The organism is Cohnella pontilimi (assembly GCF_005049045.1).
Taxonomy (GTDB): Bacteria; Bacillota; Bacilli; order Paenibacillales; family Paenibacillaceae; genus Cohnella; species Cohnella pontilimi.
The window spans coordinates 228,340-244,447 of sequence record NZ_SUPK01000001.1; the positions used below are offsets into that span (position 1 = coordinate 228,340).

Here is a 16,108-nt window from a genome sequence, read left to right on the forward strand (position 1 = left end):
GATAAACGATCAAATCCCGCATGACAAAAGTCTCGATAACAGTCTTGCTCTGTTGCGGGAAGGTTATCTGTTCATCCAAAACCGATTGCGGCGGTACGGGACCGATCTGTTCGAAGCCCGTTTGCTTGGACAAAAGGTTATCTGCATGAGCGGGGAAGAAGCGGCCCGGGTATTTTACGATCCGGAACGGTTTCAACGTCACGGAGCCGCACCGAAACGGATTCAAAAATCGTTGTTCGGCGTGAATGCGGTCCAGTCGATGGATGGCGAAGCGCATATTCACCGTAAGCTTCTTTTCATGTCTCTGATGACTCCGCCGCATCAAGAAAGACTGGCCCGGCTCGCCAGCGCACAATGGCAGGCGTCGATCGGCAAATGGGAGGCGGCGGGTCAGGTGGTGCTTTTCGATGAGGCGAAAGAAATCCTATGCCGCATCGCGTGCCAATGGGCCGGTGTGCCGCTGCAAGAAGAGGAAGCCAAACAACGGGCTGAAGATTTCTATGCGATGGTCGACGCCTTCGGGGCGATCGGGCCGCGTCATTGGAAGGGGAGAAGAGCAAGAACGAAAACGGAAGAATGGATCCGGGAGATCATCGACAATGTCCGTTCAGGCCGTTTGAAGGCAGAGGAAGGTTCGGCGCTTAATGCCATGGCATTTCATCAAGAACTGGACGGCAGACAGCTGGATACCCAAATGGCTGCGGTGGAATTAATTAACGTTCTACGACCGATTGTTGCGATTGCAACGTTTATTACGTTTTCGGCTTTGGCGTTGATTGAACATCCGGAGTCAAGACTTCAATTGAAATCGGGCGACGACGGCGACTTTGAAAGGTTCGCTCAGGAAGTGCGCCGATTTTACCCATTCGCTCCGTTCGTAGGCGCCAGAGTACGCCAAGATTTTATTTGGAATCGATGTGCATTCGAGAAGGGAACGCTCGTAATGCTTGACCTTTACGGTACGAATCATGACCCCCGGATTTGGGACAAGCCTGAACAATTCCGTCCGGACCGATTTCAGAATGGGATCGGCAGCTTGTTTGCATTCATTCCCCAAGGCGGCGGAGACCCGGCGAAAGGTCACAGGTGTCCGGGAGAGGGGATTACGGTGGAAATGATGAAAGCCGCACTCGAATTCCTGATCCACAAAATTGATTTCGATGTTCCGGATCAAGATTTAAGTTATCGTTTGAGCAAAATGCCTACATTGCCGGAAAGCGGATTTGTCATGAGCAACATCAGACGGCGAAACTAGAAAGGGACTGCCCCAAAAGCAGTCCCTTCTTCGTGACGTGAAGTTACCGGCTGGCTGCGCCGGCTGCAGTGCCCCTCCCGCCGGCGGCACGGTTTGCTGTATTGACATCGGAAGCGTTATTGAGAATATATTGCAGGTCTTTCAGGACCGCTCTAGAGTTCATACTTAAGGATGTGCCGGAAGACAGGTTCCGCTTTACGCGATGGATCGCGTCAATCGCTCTTCTGTCGCTTACTCTCATGACACGGAAAGATTGACCAAATTGAGTTTGCAGCATTTGTGCGGTATCTCCTGTCGCAGATGCGGTTCCCATTGTATCGAACCCGGTGGCGCCCATTCCGCCGACTCCGGAAGTGCCCATTCCACCGGCACCGAGGTTACCCGTTGCATTGAGACCTCGAGTGCCCGTTCTGCCAACACCGAGGCCGCCCGATACGCCGAAACCACCGGTTCCCGTTCTGCCGGCGCCGACAGTACCCGTCGCCCCATAACCGCCTATACCGACCGAACCCGTTGCGCCGACCCCCGTCTGTCCGGAGGTAACCCTCCCGTTGTTGCCCGCGCTTTGCGTACCCGTAGTCAGCATGGACCGTGTACGGGTTACGTTACCTGCACGTCCTGCGGTTCTCGTGTTGGTATCGGATCCCACGATCATCACATTGCCGAGAAGAAGCACTTCCGAGTTGAGAATGCCCAACTGGCGATGATCGGATAAACCGAAGGTGCCGGTTGTGCCAGTGCCGCCGGTGCCAAAGCCGGTCATTCCTGTTGTTCCGCCGGTCATTCCCGTAGTGCCTGTCCGGTTGACTCCATCAGCAGCGGTCAGGTTCCGGTACACGGACCCTCCACGGCCGTCCATCGTTGTGGCATTCGGGTGGACGCCCAGTCCGGTGTTTGCGCGGCCAATACCCCGTGTGCCCACTCCATTGTTATTTGCCGTACACCCGGTAAACAGGACCGCCGACATCCCTACGACGCAAGCAAGTGATAAAAAGCGATATTTCACTGTGATTGCTCCTTATCCTTTGTAGTAACCTGTAGCAGGCCCTCATTTATTGTGATCGGAACCGCTGCGGGTTACCGAGTAAAGTTGTGCGAACGATGTCATTTGCTGGGTATAAAGCTCGATTGCAGGTGGTGATCCGGCCCAACTGGGGAATGTGTACCGAACGTTGGGGGAATTACGACATGCACGGTCTGGTGGGGAATTTGAATGACTTCGGCGGATATGTGTTCGCGATGAACGGACGCTCTCCCGCCGGAAAACCAGTCGTGTGCGGATTGGGACGGCGATCCCGATCATGTCATTCCTTACGAGGGGATTCGTAAAGAGTATGAAGGCAAAACGCCTTACGCCAGCGGTGATCCGACCGTGGTGGGATGGGGACCACTCGATTTCTCCCTATACAGCGGCGGGCATGTCGGATTTATGGGCGGGTTGATGGAATTAACGAACGTGGAAGGGATTTTGAAGATCGACTGCCTGAAGACCGATTATTATCACCGGGAAGCTTATCCGACCTTTCTGTTTTTTAACCCTTTCCGTTCGGAGGAAACAGTCGAGATCACCGATCTCGGAGACGAGTTTGTCGACTTATACGACACGGTAAGCGGACAGTTCGCGGCAACGCGGGTGAAGGGGAAAGCTTCTTTCCGTCTACCCGGCGACAGTGCGGCTGTTATCGTGATCGTGCCCGCCTACGGCAAGCAAGAAAGGAGTAACGGACAACTATGGATCGAGGGGGTATTCGTCGCTCCGGCTCCGAAACCCGCGGTCAATATTTACGGTCTGCTGGATCGGCAAAAGGTAAGCAACGTGCTGAAGCTCAACTTGGAAGTCTCGGCACCCGAGGGGGAGCAAATCGAACAAATCACGGTAACGCTGGGCAAAACGGAGTTATTCCGCGGCAACAAGCTGTCCGAGCCGTTCTGGGTTGATACAGATGAGTTTCATAATGGCCTGTACCATTTGCGTGTGGTCGCCAAATCATCCGGGGGAGGCAGGGATTCCAGCGAAATCGGGCTCAAGATCGAGAATGCGGCGAATGCCATTTCCGCTCCTAACTAAGCCATAGCAAGGGACCAACCTTTCGACTTCCGAATGACCGAAATCCAATGTGGTACATTATAAGTGGCACTTGGGTCGGGGTTTGATCTCACGAAGAAGGAGCAGCGCCGGTGCACCGTAGTGAACAGATTCAAATGAGTTTTTATGAGCTGGGAGATGAACGTGCAAAACAATTTCCGGTCTCCTTCACGGATTGGGAAGCAAAAGCCCGGGAACTGCTCGCAGCCGGTCCGTTCGGTTATGTGTTCGGTGGGGCCGGAGCAGGCGATACTATGGAGGCGAACCTGAGAGGTTTACGGCAATACCGGCTCCAACCGAGAATTTGCTGCGATGTATCCGAAACCGACATCGGGATCGAGCTGCTCGGAAGGAAAGCGAACGTTCCGTTCCTTTTGGCGCCTATTGGTGTAAATTCGATATTTCATCCTGATTCGGAAATGGCTGTGGCCAAAGCCGCCGCCAAATTAGGCGTCCCGTACGTACTTAGCAATGTGTCCAGCACGAGTATGGAAAAAATTGCAGATACGATGGGCGAGGCGCTTCGTTGGTTTCAACTCTATCCTCCGAGAAATGAAGAACTTACACGCAGCTTTCTCCGACGCGCAGAACAGTCGGGTTATTCAGCGATTGTCGTAACGGTGGATTCTACGCTTCTCGGCTGGCGGGAGACGGATTTACACAATGCCTATCTTCCTTTCTTGGAAGGGCACGGCATGGCCAACTATTTTTCCGATCCCGTCTTTCTTTCACAATTAAAGCAGTCTCCGGAGGATGACCTTAAGCAGGCGGTTCTCAAAGCGTTATCCGAAGGCAACAATACGCGCTTGAGCTGGAAACATTTTTCCACCTTGCGTGATTGGACGAAGCTGCCCATATTGCTCAAAGGTATCACCCATCCGCACGACGCGCTTCTCGCCATTGAACACGGCGCCGACGGCATCATCGTATCCAATCACGGAGGACGACAGCTGGACGGCGCAATCGGTACGATCGAGGCATTACCGGAGATTATTAAGTCTGTGTCGGACAAAGTACCCATCATAGTGGACGGCGGTTTCCGGCGGGGAGCCGATATCTTGAAAGGCATCGCGCTGGGGGCTACAGCGGTTCAAATCGGCCGTCCTTATATTTACGGATTGGCAGTAGGCGGTCAAGCCGGCGTCGAGCAGGTCATTCTCAATTTGACGGCCGAAACGGAACTGCAGTTAGCCATCTCCGGTAAATCCCGAATACGGGATGTGGACCGTTCGATGATCTGGAAAATCGACCAACCGTTATAAATCGGTAACACGGGATCGCTCAGAAAAACGGAGCGATCTCACTTTTTAACTGCCGTTTTTTAGGTCAAGTTCGATGAAAAATCGGACGATGACGCCGATTCTTGACCGGCAAAGAACGCGTTGACAGTTGTTCATACCTTCAGTTAAATTAGATGTAAACGTTTTCTTAACCATTTGTCAAAACGTTTTTACACAGCCGAGAACGCCTAAATGCTCTCTTTGTTTAAAGCAGTTAAAAATGATCAATCGAGGTGCTAACGATGCGAAAAGTTCGAGTGGGGATCGTCGGAATCGGCATGATCGCGCATATGTTTCACATACCGAAATATCAGAATCATCCGCAGGTGGAGATTACGGCCATCGCGGACCTCGACCTGGAACGCGCCAAGGAGGTGGCCGATCAGCTGGGCGGCATTCCCGCGTACGGTTCCGCGTTGGAGATGTTCCGAAGCGAGAAGCTTGATGCCGTGAGTATCGCGACGTTTAACGAGAGTCACGTCGAGCTTGCGATGCTGGCTTTGGATCACGGCCTGGATGTACTGGTCGAGAAACCGATGGCCGTCTCCTCCGAGCAGGCCATACAACTGCGCGAGAAAGCCGCTGCCGGCGACCGGATCGTAATGGTCGGCATGAGCGCGAGATTCCGCTACGATTGCCGTGCCCTTCACGGAATTGTCGAATCCGGCGACCTCGGTGAAATCTATTTTGCCAAAGCCCGCATTCTTCGCCGCAGAGGAGTTCCTTTCGGCTGGTTCACGAATTTCGCGCAATCCGGCGGTGGACCGATGATGGATATCGGAGTACATGCGCTTGACGCCGTGTGGTGGATGATGGGCAAGCCGGAGCCGGACTTGGTTGTGGGCAAGCTGTTCCGAAAAGTCGCACCGTTCGAAACGGAAGGGGTCGGTTTTTACTCCGCCATGTCCAAGGACAACAAGGAAAATCCGGTATACGACGTGGAGGACTTGGGCAGCGCCTACATCACGTTCAAAAACGGCGCCGCACTCACGATCGAAGCCAGCTGGGCTGTGAACGGAAGCGAGGACGACGCGATGAAGATCGACCTGTTCGGCACGAAAGGCGGGGCAAGCCTCGACCCGTTTACGATGTTCAAAGAAAGCGACCGCATTCCGGTTTCGTATGGCTTAAAGGTACAAGAAAACGATTTTTACCAAGAGGAAATGAATCATTTTATCGACTGCGTGCTGACCCGTAAACAGCCTGTCATCGATGCCGCGCAGGGAATGCAAATCGTTCGAATGCTAGAGGCGATCCGCCGGTCTTCGGAGACGAATTCCGCAGTAAAACTGTAGGGTGGACGACGGCTTAAAGGTGGTGAAACGATGCAACTTTTCGTGGGCGTCGATATTGGGGGAACGAATACGAAGCTAGGTCTCGTGCGCAACGGTCGGCTTACGGGAGACGAGACCTCAGTTCCGACGATCTCCGAGACGCCGGGCAGGACGGATCGGCCATCCCGCTATTTGGACCTTCTAGCGGCTGAAATTCGCCGGGCTGTACTGGACGGCGGGTTTCGACTGCAAGATGTCGCCGGCGTCGGGATCGGCGTACCCGGCAAAGTGGACAATCGGGCGGGAATCGTTCACGACGCCACGAATCTCGGCTGGTTGAACGTAAAGCTGGCCGGGGAGATGACCGCTCGTCTCGGGATTCCCGTGTATGCCGATCACGACCTGCGCACCATAGCGCGCGGCGAACTATACGCCGGTGCCGGACAAGGGAAAAAAGACATCCTATGCGTCGCTATGGGGACCGGAATCGCAGCCGCGTCCGTAACCGATGGGCGGGTCGTGCAAGGAGCCGATTATTGTGCAGGCGAAATCGGTCATGACGCGGTGCGGGGCAATACCGCCGTATGTGCCTGCGGAAAAGTGGGCTGCCTGGAAACGATCGCTTCGGCGATCGGCATTTCCCGTCTGGCGGACGAGATGCTTCGCCAGGACCGACTCTCCGCTTTGGCGGAAGCTCCTCGTCCCGTAACGCCTTATCAAGTGCATCAAGCCTGCGAGGCGGGGGACGAGGATGCGATTGGATTGTTTCGGTTTGTAGCTGAAACATTAGGTGAAAAGCTGGCAACCGTCATCGCGCTCTTGAATCCGGAGCTGATTGTGATCGGCGGCGGACTTTCGCGGTCCGAGGCTTTCTTGTTGGCTCCGCTTCGCACGTACTTATACGGTCAATTTCCACACTATCGGGCCTATATGCAAATTGTCGGCAGTACGCTCGGCGACAGTGCCGGCATTCTCGGTGCCGCCCATCATGCGGCAGAGCGGCTGGCTGCCGCTGGAACCTAAAGGAGGATCGGCCATGTCATCTACAGTCTGGATGAACGGCAGCTTCTATACAGAGCAGGGCGTGATCGAAAACGGATATATGCGAGTCAGCGCAGATGGTTTGATTCAAGACATTGGACCGGAGTTCGGGCCGGTTCGTCCGAAGGAAGGCGAGCGGTTCGTCGATCTGCAGGGGCGGAAAGTGATTCCGGGCCTGATCGATGTGCATGTGCATGGCGGGAACGGATTTGAGGTGATGAAGCCGGCTTATGAGCAACTGGACGGAATGAGTCGGTACTTTGCCGCCCACGGCACCACAACTTTCCTGGCCACAACGGCTTCCGGTACCCAAGAGGAGATCGTTGCGGCACTTCATAACATTCGGAAAGCCATGTCCCTCGGAGTCGGGGGAGCGGAAATCGCGGGCGTACATTTGGAGGGCCCGTTTCTGAACGACAAGCGGAGAGGGGCGTTTCAAACGTCGGATCTTCGTCCCGCAAGCATCGACGAGATGAGGATCTATCTTGAAGCGGCCGGAGGCGCCATGCGGCTTGTCACGCTTGCGCCGGAAATTCCGGGCGGGTTCGAATTGGCCGCTTGGCTGCTCGAACAAGGCGTCCAGGTATCGATTGGTCATTCCGACGCCACATTCGAAGAAGTGAAAAATGCGGTCGCCTTGGGGTGCCGTCACACGACGCACCATTTTAACGGGATGCGCCCGCTTCATCACCGCGATCCGGGTGTCGCGGGAGCCGGGCTGATGATTCCGGAGCTTACTACGGAACTGATCGCCGACGGAGTACATGTTCATCCTGCCGTGGTCAAAATGTTATTCGACGTCAAGACTCCGAAAAAAGTGTGCGTCATTACGGATTCAGTGGTCTACGCTGGCTTGCCTGACGGCGTATATGGCGGCAGTACGATGGCGGGAGGGATGATCACCTTAACCGGCAGCGATACGCTGGCAGGCAGTACCCTCACGATGATCCAGGCGCTGCGGAATGTGATCGATTTCACTGGGCTTCCGCTTGAGACGGTTCTTGCTGCCTTCACTCTCGTGCCGGCAGCGGAGTGCGGCGCGGCCAACAGGAAAGGGTCGCTCAACGTCGGCAAAGACGCAGACTTTCTGATTCTCGACGGAGAACTGCAGCTCCACGCCACCTACGTAAAAGGCAAGGCCGTTTATCAACGAACCGCATAAAGCATTTCCGCTAGGAAAATAAGAGGATTTACCGATGGCTGGACAGCATTGGGACTGCGCCTTCCGGACAGGAGCTGCTTGGCGGTATGGAGGCTTGTCGGCAGCACGAAAGAGTGCCTGCTGCCCATGCCTCACGCCGCCGGCCGAAAAGTATCCGTGCGGCTCGGTTACCCTTCGAACGGCGTCTGTGAATGGCGGTGGCATGAGGCTGCGGCGCAGCTGAGCGTTTCAATTCCGGAACGGTACAACGCGAGAATTTTTATTATCGATCATCATGATTCACAGTAGGAGAAAAGCCATCGATCCAAGCAGAGGAGAGAAATCGGATGAAAATGAAAGCGAGTGCACTTGTCGGACCCCAAAAGAACGAAATGGTGGAGGTGGACATACCGTCGATCAGCGAGGAAGAAGTGCTGATCCGCGTAAAAGTATGCGGGGTATGCGCGTCAGAGCTTCATCCTTGGATCGAAGGAGCGGGTTGGCTGGAAGCCGGCGGGCAGCGTCCGATATTCGGTCACGAGCCGGTCGGGATCATTGAAAAAGTCGGTTCGCGCGTCACAGGATTTCAAGAAGGCGATCGTGTGACGGGTCTCATTCAAAATGCGTTCGCGCAATTCGCGAAGGCGGATTACCGCAAAATCGTCAAGGTTCCCGACGGTCTTGATGATTTGGAGGCCATGGGCGAGCCGTTGTCCTGTCTGATGAGCGGCGCGGACCGCACGCCGGTGTCGCTTGGAAACGATGTGGCGGTAATCGGCGCGGGCTTCATGGGACTTGGATTCCTTCAGCTGATGCGGCTGAAAGGCGCGGGCCGCATTATCGCGGTCGATATGCGGGAGGAGAGCCTTCAGCAAGCCCGCCGCTTCGGTGCTGTTGAGTGTTACACACCGGAAAACGTGAAGCCGGAGTATAAAGTCACCGAGTGGGCGCATATGGATCAAGGCATCAAAGGAATCGACGTAGTGGTCGAAGCGACCGGTTCGCAAGGAGGTCTGCAGCTTGCGGGCGATATGACGGCCGTACACGGGACGTTGTCGGTGGTGGGTTATCATCAGGGCGGCATGCGGAACGTCAACATGGAGCTTTGGAACTGGAAAGCGATCTCAGTGATCAACGCCCACGAGCGCCGGTATCAGGTACATGTGAAACAGATGGAAGCGGGTTTGAAGCTGATCTCCGCCGGACTTTTCAATATGAAGGACCTGGTAACGAACGTCTACAGCCTAGGAGAAGTGGATGCGGCTTACGACGCGATCAAATCGAAGCCGAACGGCTTTATTAAATCCGTCATCCGAATCGATTAAGAACGCTCAAAGGGCAGTCCGACCAGCGGTCGGGCTGCCCTTTGCTCATGTTAATGGTTAATTTCTAAAATCGGGTATTCTAAGCAAAACGATTAAAGGTGATCGCCATGGACAAGCATAAAAAAGTCCTGTTCATTGTCGCCGACTCCTTGATGTATCAAGCGGTTGACGAAGGGATCAAGCGCAAGGAGCTGCCGGCTTTGCAATTTTTGGTTGAGCATGGTCAGTATTATAAGGATTTGGTCAGTGCGTTCCCGACAATGTCGGTCACCATCGACAGTTCTCTGCTTACAGGAACGTATCCGGACGAGCACGGCGTTCCGGGCTTGATCTGGTATTGTGCGGAAGAACAGAGAATCGTCAATTATGGAACAGGCCCAATGGAAATCCTCAGGCAAGGAATCGATCAAGTGCTCATCGATGCCATCCGGAATTTGAACGGCAAGCATTTGAATCCCAGCACCGCCACCATTTACGAAGAATTGGCCGAACGCGGACTCAAATCCGGTTCCGTGAACGGAATCATATACCGCGGAATCGCAAGCCATACGCTATCTTTGCCCGCCTATTTTTCACCGCTCACTTCATTGCCGAAAGAAATAACCGTAAAGGGACCGGATGTGCTGGCTTTCGGCGCATTAGACAGTCCGTTTCCTGAAGAAAAACATCTCCCCGACGGACTCTTCAGGAAACTAGGGTTTAATGATCAATACGCGGTCGAAACGGTGGCTCATTTGGTCAAGAACGGGCAGCTGCCGGATTTTCTGTATGTGTATTTATCGGACATGGATCAACATATTCACCGGAAAGGTCCTCCTGATTTGAAGGCGGTCATCAAGCTGGACGGCCATCTTAATGCCTTGTTGGAAGCATTCGGTTCCAAGGAACAAGCGCTTAAGCAGGCGGTAATCATGGTGACAGGTGACAGCGGTGTGTCCTCCATTGTACCGTCACATGAAGATCCGGTCGTGCAGCTTCCGGAACTGTTGAAACCATACCACATCTTAAAACCCGGAGCTGCTGTTGACCGCGAGACGGAAGTCGTCTTAGCCGTGAACGAGACGATGGCCTATGTGTACTCCCTGCAGGAGGGTGCCGACCGTCAGCTAAGAGAGATGGCGGAGCTTCTGAGAGCCGAGTCCCGCATTGACTTGGTGGCTTGGAAAGAGAAGGAATGGGTACGAGTATGGAAAGTCGGTGAATCCGGCGAACTGCGTTATCGGTCCAATGGCAAGATGACGGATCTGTACGATCAGTCATGGGAGATAGAAGGGAACCATAAAATACTGGATCTCTCGCAAGACCTAAACGGCCGTTTGCAATACGGGGAATATCCGGACGGATTGCGAAGACTGTGGGCTTCCCTGCATTCGCATAAAGGTAATTTCATAGTCGTGACCGCCAAACCGGGATATGAACTAGCCGGTCACAGTTCGCCGGCTCACCGGGGCGGCGGCGGGCACGGAACGTTTCATCGGATAGAATCTTTAATCCCATTAATTATTTGCGGTACCGACGCAATGCCTCATCGACGCCGGATTGTGGATCTCAAAAGTTATTTGCTGCAACTATTACAGAACGGTCGAACGAAATAAAAAAGCTCGGGCCTGGGCCCGAACTGTTTTTACTGCCGTGTTACGGGTCGGGATAGATCCGATCCGCTTTGCCGCCGCGAAGCTTCTCCGATGCGATGCTGTCATTGTGCTGGAAAGCCGCCCGCTCGGATTTCATTTGGATGTCGTTCTCGTTGCTTTCTTTAGCGGAGGTGGACGGGGTATTGAGCGAAGCTTCCGTAATTTGGTGCGCTTCATTGCGCTGGATATTATCCGTGGACGGAGGAAGCGAACATCATGGAGAAAACAATATATGAAATCAAATACAACGATTGGTTTCACGTTCGCATGACGTCGGAACGAGAACCGATGGAAGAGATCGCTTCGTGAAGACGGCGTTTGAAGCGGTGCTGACGGACATCGTGATGAGGGACAAAACGGAAACGATCTGGCAATGGGTTTGTACACAGATCGGCCAGGCATTGCAAAACACAGAACTTGCGCGCAATACGGAAGAGGACCCGCTGGATACGGTCATTGACATCGTGTCGCATCTTAAAAGAAGCAGGCTTAGCAGCTGAAAGCCGTGTACATGCACGGCTTTGTTCATTCATATACATAATCGTGCAACCGGACTCTATAACGGGGTGATGGGGATGAGCGCGATTCCCGGCGATTTCGATGATTTGGACATCTCGAACGATACTAAAATGATTTTGAACGAACTCGTCAAGCGAAAGAAGAAATACGACCAGGTGAAAGCCCAATATGCGGCTGTCGTCATCTGCGGGATCGTAGTCGGAGTCTTTGTATTAAGCTGGTTGTTTCGCTTAAAGTCTGCGACAATCCAAAATGCCTTATCTGTCTTATCGATGTCGATGTCGGCGGTGTACATCGCGATGCTGGCCGGTCTGTTCCTGTCGGCTAGAAACCTGGCGGCGCAGTACAAAAAAAGAAAGAAGAAGTATGAGGATTTGCGCGAGGAGACGATCGATTTATTAAATGCGGATTGGAAACTTAATCTGAAAACGAATAAAAGAGACAAAATTTCGGAGCGGCTGTCTGAAAAAGGCATTAACATTCGTTATAAAAGTTAAGCTGGGCCGGTTCATCCCGCCTGCTGGAATCAAATGGGTAATTTTGTTACGATAGTGAGGTGTGAGAGCAAGATAGATTCCGGTAGAACAAAGGAGATGATAGGTTATGTCAATGAGTCTGAGTCCGTACCTGATCACGAACGGAAATGGGAAGGAAGCTGTCGCGTGGTACGAGGAAGCGTTGAATGCGAAAGTGCTGATGGTTCAATCCTTCGGCGATATGCCGGCGGATGCGAACCACCCGATTCCCGATGAAGCGAAGGATCTTATTTTGCACGCCGCACTGCAGTTCGGCGATTCCATGATGATGATTTCCGATACGTTTCCCGGAAACCCTCATCAGATCGGCAACCAAGTGACGATCGCCGTTATGGTTGACGACGCGAGCTTGGCGAAACAGATTTTCGAAAAATTGCAGCAAGGCGGAGAAGTGTTGATGCCGCTTCAGGAAACATTCTGGAGCCCCTCATATGGCATGGTGAAGGACAAGTTTGGGGTTACCTTCCACGTATCGACGGAGAATCGGAAATAAGCCCGCGGGCTTAAACATGGTTACTGGAGGCGCTGTGAGGCGCCTCCAGTTTTTACAGCAGTTTGCCCATGATCGGCATAATGGTTTTCACGAGTCCCATGCCGAACTGAATGCCCGGCCATATTTTTCTCATTGTTCCGAAAAAACCGCCGATTCCTCCCAACAGCCCTCCGCCGCCTTTGCCTGCACCTCCGCCTGCCGGCGGGAACATTCCTGCAGGAGAAAAGCCGAACGGCTGCGGCCATCCTCCGGCTCCCCAGGGACTAAAAGGCACATTCCCGGGAAAAAAAGCGGAAATTTTCGTTTTATCCAAACGTGCACGAGCAGACTTGGGTAACTTCCCCAGCTTTTTGTAGCCGGCAAGCGTGACCGTTTTATCATTCACCTGTCTCAATCGCCCGATATAGTAACTGCCGTCGTGAAGAATTACGGCAACGGGTTGATCGATCCATTCTTTCACATCCTCGATTCGCACAGTCTCGTTTTTTCTTCGCATTTCTATCACCTCACTCCCTATCAATCGCTTTAACAGTGTATTCCACTGTCTCCGATCCGCCTGTACGTTCATGCAGGAATTCAGCCGGGAAGGTGGAAAATGATAATAGGAACTAAATACGGGGGTGGGCTGTGATGGATGGAAATCAAGCGTATTCGATTGCTCCGTGGCTGACGGTTCGGAACGCCGAGCAAGCTGTTCGATTTTACATATTCGCTTTCGGTGCGGAAGAAGTGTATCGCCTGGAGGACCCGGAAGGATCCGGCGTGTCCAGGCTATCGATTCACGGGGCGGAGTTTTGGGTGAGCGGGGATTCTTCCTTCAATCCAGAATCTCCGGGTAACGGAACGATCCGGATGATCTTGACGGTGCCGGATCCTGATGCGGTGTTCGGGCAAGCTCTAACAGCCGGCGCGTCGGAGATTTACCCGGTCGAAGAGTCGCACGGCTGGCGAGTAGGGCGCTTGGCAGATCCGTTCGGATACCACTGGGAGATCGGCCGTCTGCTGGAAGAATAGTTGGAAAGGATAAATGCTTCATGTACGAACTTAAGACAAAAGTAACGGACAGCAGTGTGATCGAGTTTATTGCCAATGTGGAAAGTCCCCAAAAACGTGAGGACGCTTATCGACTATTAGATATTTATACTGAAACGACAGGCTATACCGCGAAAATGTGGGGACCCAGCATCATTGGATTCGGCTCGTATCATTACAAATATGAATCCGGGCATGAAGGCGACGCGCCGTTAGTTGGTTTCTCACCTCGAAAAGGGAAAATCAGTTTATATTTTGCAACAGGCGATCACGAACGGGCGGAATTGTTGAAGAAATTAGGAAAACATACCGCTGGAAAAGCTTGTGTATATATCAATAAAGCCGCGGATATCGATCTTGATGTGTTGAGAGCTTTAATTCGACAGTCTGTAAGTTTTTTAGAAGAAACTTATGGGAAACAGGATGACGCAGCAGGCAGGAACTAAATGGCGGAATGCGGACCCTCATGCGGGGTCCGCATTTTTTGCGGGGAAGCCCTTTGTTTTTGCGTGCTCTGAAACTCGTTTTTTTATATCATAAATCATAAAGATATTAGGCGATTGAAAAGTGTCACGCCACTACTAAAGGAGCACAGCATGTCGATCCCTTGGCGCCTGAGAGGATTCAACTTTGTTTACTTTTCTTTGTTCTCGCTTTTCTTGTCTTTCATGCCGGTCTACGGCACGAAAGCCGGTTTCAGCGACACCCATTTGGGCTTCATTCTCGGGATGGGCAGCTTCATCAGCATCTTCTCCCAGCCTATTTGGGGGATGGTCAGCGACCGGTTTCGCACGATCCGCAAAGTTTTGTTACTGCTGATTTCGGCCTCCATCATCGCAGGATTCCTTGTTTTTCAAAGTGAGCAATTATGGATGTATACGATGATGGTCGCTCTGATGAATTTGTTTTTCCTGGGCACGGATCCTTTGGTCGAAAGTCTTAATTTTCAAACCGCCCGGCATCAGGGCATCAGCTACGGTTCCGTTCGTATGTTCGGCGCTCTCGGATTCGCCTTTGCCTCTCTGGCGACAGGTTATATTGCAGGCCATTGGGGGATCAGCAGTCTATCCTGGATCTTCATGAGTTATGGAACCGTTACGTTGATCCTGGCGTTCGGAATGGCAGACGTCCAAGCTTCCGCCAAACGTCCGGCCTTCCATCAACTGAGAGGCTTCTTTACGCAATCTCATTCGTTGACGTTCTTTCTCTTCGTTCTGATTGTCGCCATCTCCCAAAAAATGAACGATCAGTTCATCGGCCTTTATATGGACCGTCTGGGCGGCGGCATGCGGCTCACCGGGCTCGCTTGGTTCGTCATGACCCTCACGGAGACGCTGTTTTTCGCCTTAAGCGCACGAATGATTAAGGCGGGCCGTGAGGTGTCTTTCATGACGGCCGCTGCCGCTCTGTACACGCTTCGGTTTCTGCTCAGCGCTTGGGTGACGGATCCGTATATGCTTGTTGCGCTGCAAATGTTTCAGGGCGTCACGTTCGTCCTATTTTATGTGTCGGGCATTCAATATCTGTATACGATCGTACCCGAGCAATGGAAATCGACGGGGCAGACCGTGTTTTCGGTCATGTTTTTCGGCGTCTCCGGCATCATCGGGTCTACGCTCGGCGGTTGGCTCATGGATGAATATGGCGGCCCCGCCCTGTATCGAACGATGGCGCTGTTTTCCTTTATCGGTTTCTTGCTGTTCTGGTTGATGTTTAACAAACGCAGTAAACAGTACACTTAGGAGCCGCAAGCAGAAGAAATCCATCAACTTGCGCTAGTGAGTCTGCATGAAGAGTTTGCTATAGTGAAGGATACGAAAGGTATTTTAGACTTGGTCGAAGGGCAATGAGGAGCAGATATGAAAAACATAACCATCGAATTCGTCCGTGACGGAAACATTGAGCCTTGCAGAGAGCTGTGCAACGAGCTCATGGCGTTTCAGAAATCGAAAGCGGTTCTGGCGCCAGAGGCATTCGACAGCATGAACTTCGACACGAGAATGAAAAAAAGCTACGAAAGTGCGTTGGAAAGTCAGGTTATTGTCGTAAAAGACAACGGTATACCGGTGGGCTATGTGTTTTCGACGGTAGATATAGTGGAAAAAAATGCTGGTTCTTACCCGCAGTGGGCTCCCATTGAAAATGTGGAAAATCCCCAGGGCTTTTATCCCGAGTGGATTGAGCTTCCCCAAAAGATCGGATGCTTGAGCAACTTATACTTACGTGACGGTTATCGCGATATGGGTCTTGGCACCAAGCTGTTTGAAAAGGCCATGGAATGGCTGGAGAGCTTTCCGGATGTCGATCTCGTATTTATCTATATTTCCAACGGCAACGATGCGGCGTTGAATTTTTATTTGAGCCGCGGTTTTACTTTCAGTCACGATGTATTCGGCGACTTTATCAAGGCAGTCTATAAGCCGGTAAAGCGTCGTTAAAACACCCGTATCCGGCGAATCTGATTTGACCCGCTTCTCCCTTGGGAGGCGGGC

18 protein-coding genes are annotated in these 16,108 nt (G+C 52.7%); 16 read left to right on the top strand and 2 right to left on the bottom strand.

What is annotated here, in order from left to right:
• Nucleotide 1: 1 nt before the first annotated feature.
• Nucleotides 2-1,255 carry a CYP152 family fatty-acid peroxygenase CypC gene (gene cypC, locus E5161_RS01180; protein WP_211246679.1) on the top strand — a complete coding sequence of 418 codons (1,254 nt, stop codon included), beginning with the start codon at nt 2-4 and terminating at the stop codon, nt 1,253-1,255.
• A gap of 43 nt (nt 1,256-1,298) precedes the next feature.
• On the opposite strand, the gene E5161_RS01185 is transcribed toward cypC, so the two are convergent.
• Nucleotides 1,299-2,261, bottom strand: coding sequence for a hypothetical protein (locus tag E5161_RS01185; RefSeq protein ID WP_136775761.1), 963 nt, complete (start codon nt 2,259-2,261; stop codon nt 1,299-1,301).
• A gap of 366 nt (nt 2,262-2,627) precedes the next feature.
• On the opposite strand from E5161_RS01185, the gene E5161_RS01190 reads away from it, so the two are divergent.
• The 11 genes from E5161_RS01190 (at nt 2,628) to E5161_RS01240 (ending at nt 12,584) form a co-directional block, all read left to right on the top strand.
• Nucleotides 2,628-3,323: a hypothetical protein gene (locus E5161_RS01190; RefSeq protein ID WP_136775762.1), complete on the top strand. Its 696-nt coding sequence runs from the start codon at nt 2,628-2,630 to the stop codon at nt 3,321-3,323.
• A 110-nt stretch (nt 3,324-3,433) separates the two neighbouring features.
• On the top strand, nt 3,434-4,603 hold the full coding sequence (locus E5161_RS01195) for an alpha-hydroxy-acid oxidizing protein (protein ID WP_246042054.1): 1,170 nt from the start codon (nt 3,434-3,436) through the stop codon (nt 4,601-4,603).
• Between the two features lie 260 nt (nt 4,604-4,863).
• Nucleotides 4,864-5,916 (top strand): Gfo/Idh/MocA family protein, encoded by a 1,053-nt coding sequence (locus E5161_RS01200; RefSeq protein ID WP_136775763.1) that lies wholly within the window; start codon nt 4,864-4,866, stop codon nt 5,914-5,916.
• Nucleotides 5,917-5,946: 30 nt separating this feature from the next.
• Nucleotides 5,947-6,918, top strand: coding sequence for an ROK family protein (locus tag E5161_RS01205; protein ID WP_136775764.1), 972 nt, complete (start codon nt 5,947-5,949; stop codon nt 6,916-6,918).
• A gap of 13 nt (nt 6,919-6,931) precedes the next feature.
• Nucleotides 6,932-8,098: an N-acetylglucosamine-6-phosphate deacetylase gene (nagA, locus tag E5161_RS01210; protein WP_169306540.1), complete on the top strand. Its 1,167-nt coding sequence runs from the start codon at nt 6,932-6,934 to the stop codon at nt 8,096-8,098.
• A 78-nt stretch (nt 8,099-8,176) separates the two neighbouring features.
• A complete protein-coding gene (locus tag E5161_RS01215) occupies nt 8,177-8,386 on the top strand; it encodes a hypothetical protein (protein ID WP_136775766.1) in 210 nt (69 codons plus the stop codon).
• 38 nt (nt 8,387-8,424) lie between these two features.
• Nucleotides 8,425-9,402: a zinc-binding dehydrogenase gene (locus E5161_RS01220; RefSeq protein WP_136775767.1), complete on the top strand. Its 978-nt coding sequence runs from the start codon at nt 8,425-8,427 to the stop codon at nt 9,400-9,402.
• Nucleotides 9,403-9,509: 107 nt separating this feature from the next.
• Entirely contained in the window at nt 9,510-10,997 is a 1,488-nt protein-coding gene (locus E5161_RS01225; RefSeq protein ID WP_136775768.1) for an alkaline phosphatase family protein, read from the top strand.
• A 344-nt stretch (nt 10,998-11,341) separates the two neighbouring features.
• A complete protein-coding gene (locus tag E5161_RS01230; protein WP_136775769.1) occupies nt 11,342-11,536 on the top strand; it encodes a hypothetical protein in 195 nt (64 codons plus the stop codon).
• Between the two features lie 75 nt (nt 11,537-11,611).
• Nucleotides 11,612-12,052, top strand: a complete 441-nt coding sequence (locus tag E5161_RS01235; RefSeq protein ID WP_169306541.1) for a DUF2663 family protein — start codon at nt 11,612-11,614, stop codon at nt 12,050-12,052.
• 106 nt (nt 12,053-12,158) lie between these two features.
• Nucleotides 12,159-12,584, top strand: coding sequence for a VOC family protein (locus E5161_RS01240; RefSeq protein WP_136775771.1), 426 nt, complete (start codon nt 12,159-12,161; stop codon nt 12,582-12,584).
• A 52-nt stretch (nt 12,585-12,636) separates the two neighbouring features.
• On the opposite strand, the gene E5161_RS01245 is transcribed toward E5161_RS01240, so the two are convergent.
• On the bottom strand, nt 12,637-13,080 hold the full coding sequence (locus tag E5161_RS01245) for a hypothetical protein (RefSeq protein WP_136775772.1): 444 nt from the start codon (nt 13,078-13,080) through the stop codon (nt 12,637-12,639).
• Between the two features lie 134 nt (nt 13,081-13,214).
• Here E5161_RS01245 and E5161_RS01250 point away from each other — a divergent pair, with 134 nt between their 5' ends.
• The 4 genes from E5161_RS01250 (at nt 13,215) to E5161_RS01265 (ending at nt 16,054) form a co-directional block, all read left to right on the top strand.
• Complete coding sequence (locus E5161_RS01250; RefSeq protein WP_136775773.1) at nt 13,215-13,598, top strand: VOC family protein; 384 nt, start codon at nt 13,215-13,217, stop codon at nt 13,596-13,598.
• A gap of 20 nt (nt 13,599-13,618) precedes the next feature.
• Nucleotides 13,619-14,062 (top strand): DUF1801 domain-containing protein, encoded by a 444-nt coding sequence (locus E5161_RS01255; protein WP_136775774.1) that lies wholly within the window; start codon nt 13,619-13,621, stop codon nt 14,060-14,062.
• A gap of 150 nt (nt 14,063-14,212) precedes the next feature.
• A complete protein-coding gene (locus E5161_RS01260) occupies nt 14,213-15,358 on the top strand; it encodes an MFS transporter (protein ID WP_136775775.1) in 1,146 nt (381 codons plus the stop codon).
• A 189-nt stretch (nt 15,359-15,547) separates the two neighbouring features.
• Nucleotides 15,548-16,054 (top strand): GNAT family N-acetyltransferase, encoded by a 507-nt coding sequence (locus E5161_RS01265; protein ID WP_246042055.1) that lies wholly within the window; start codon nt 15,548-15,550, stop codon nt 16,052-16,054.
• Nucleotides 16,055-16,108 lie beyond the last annotated feature (54 nt).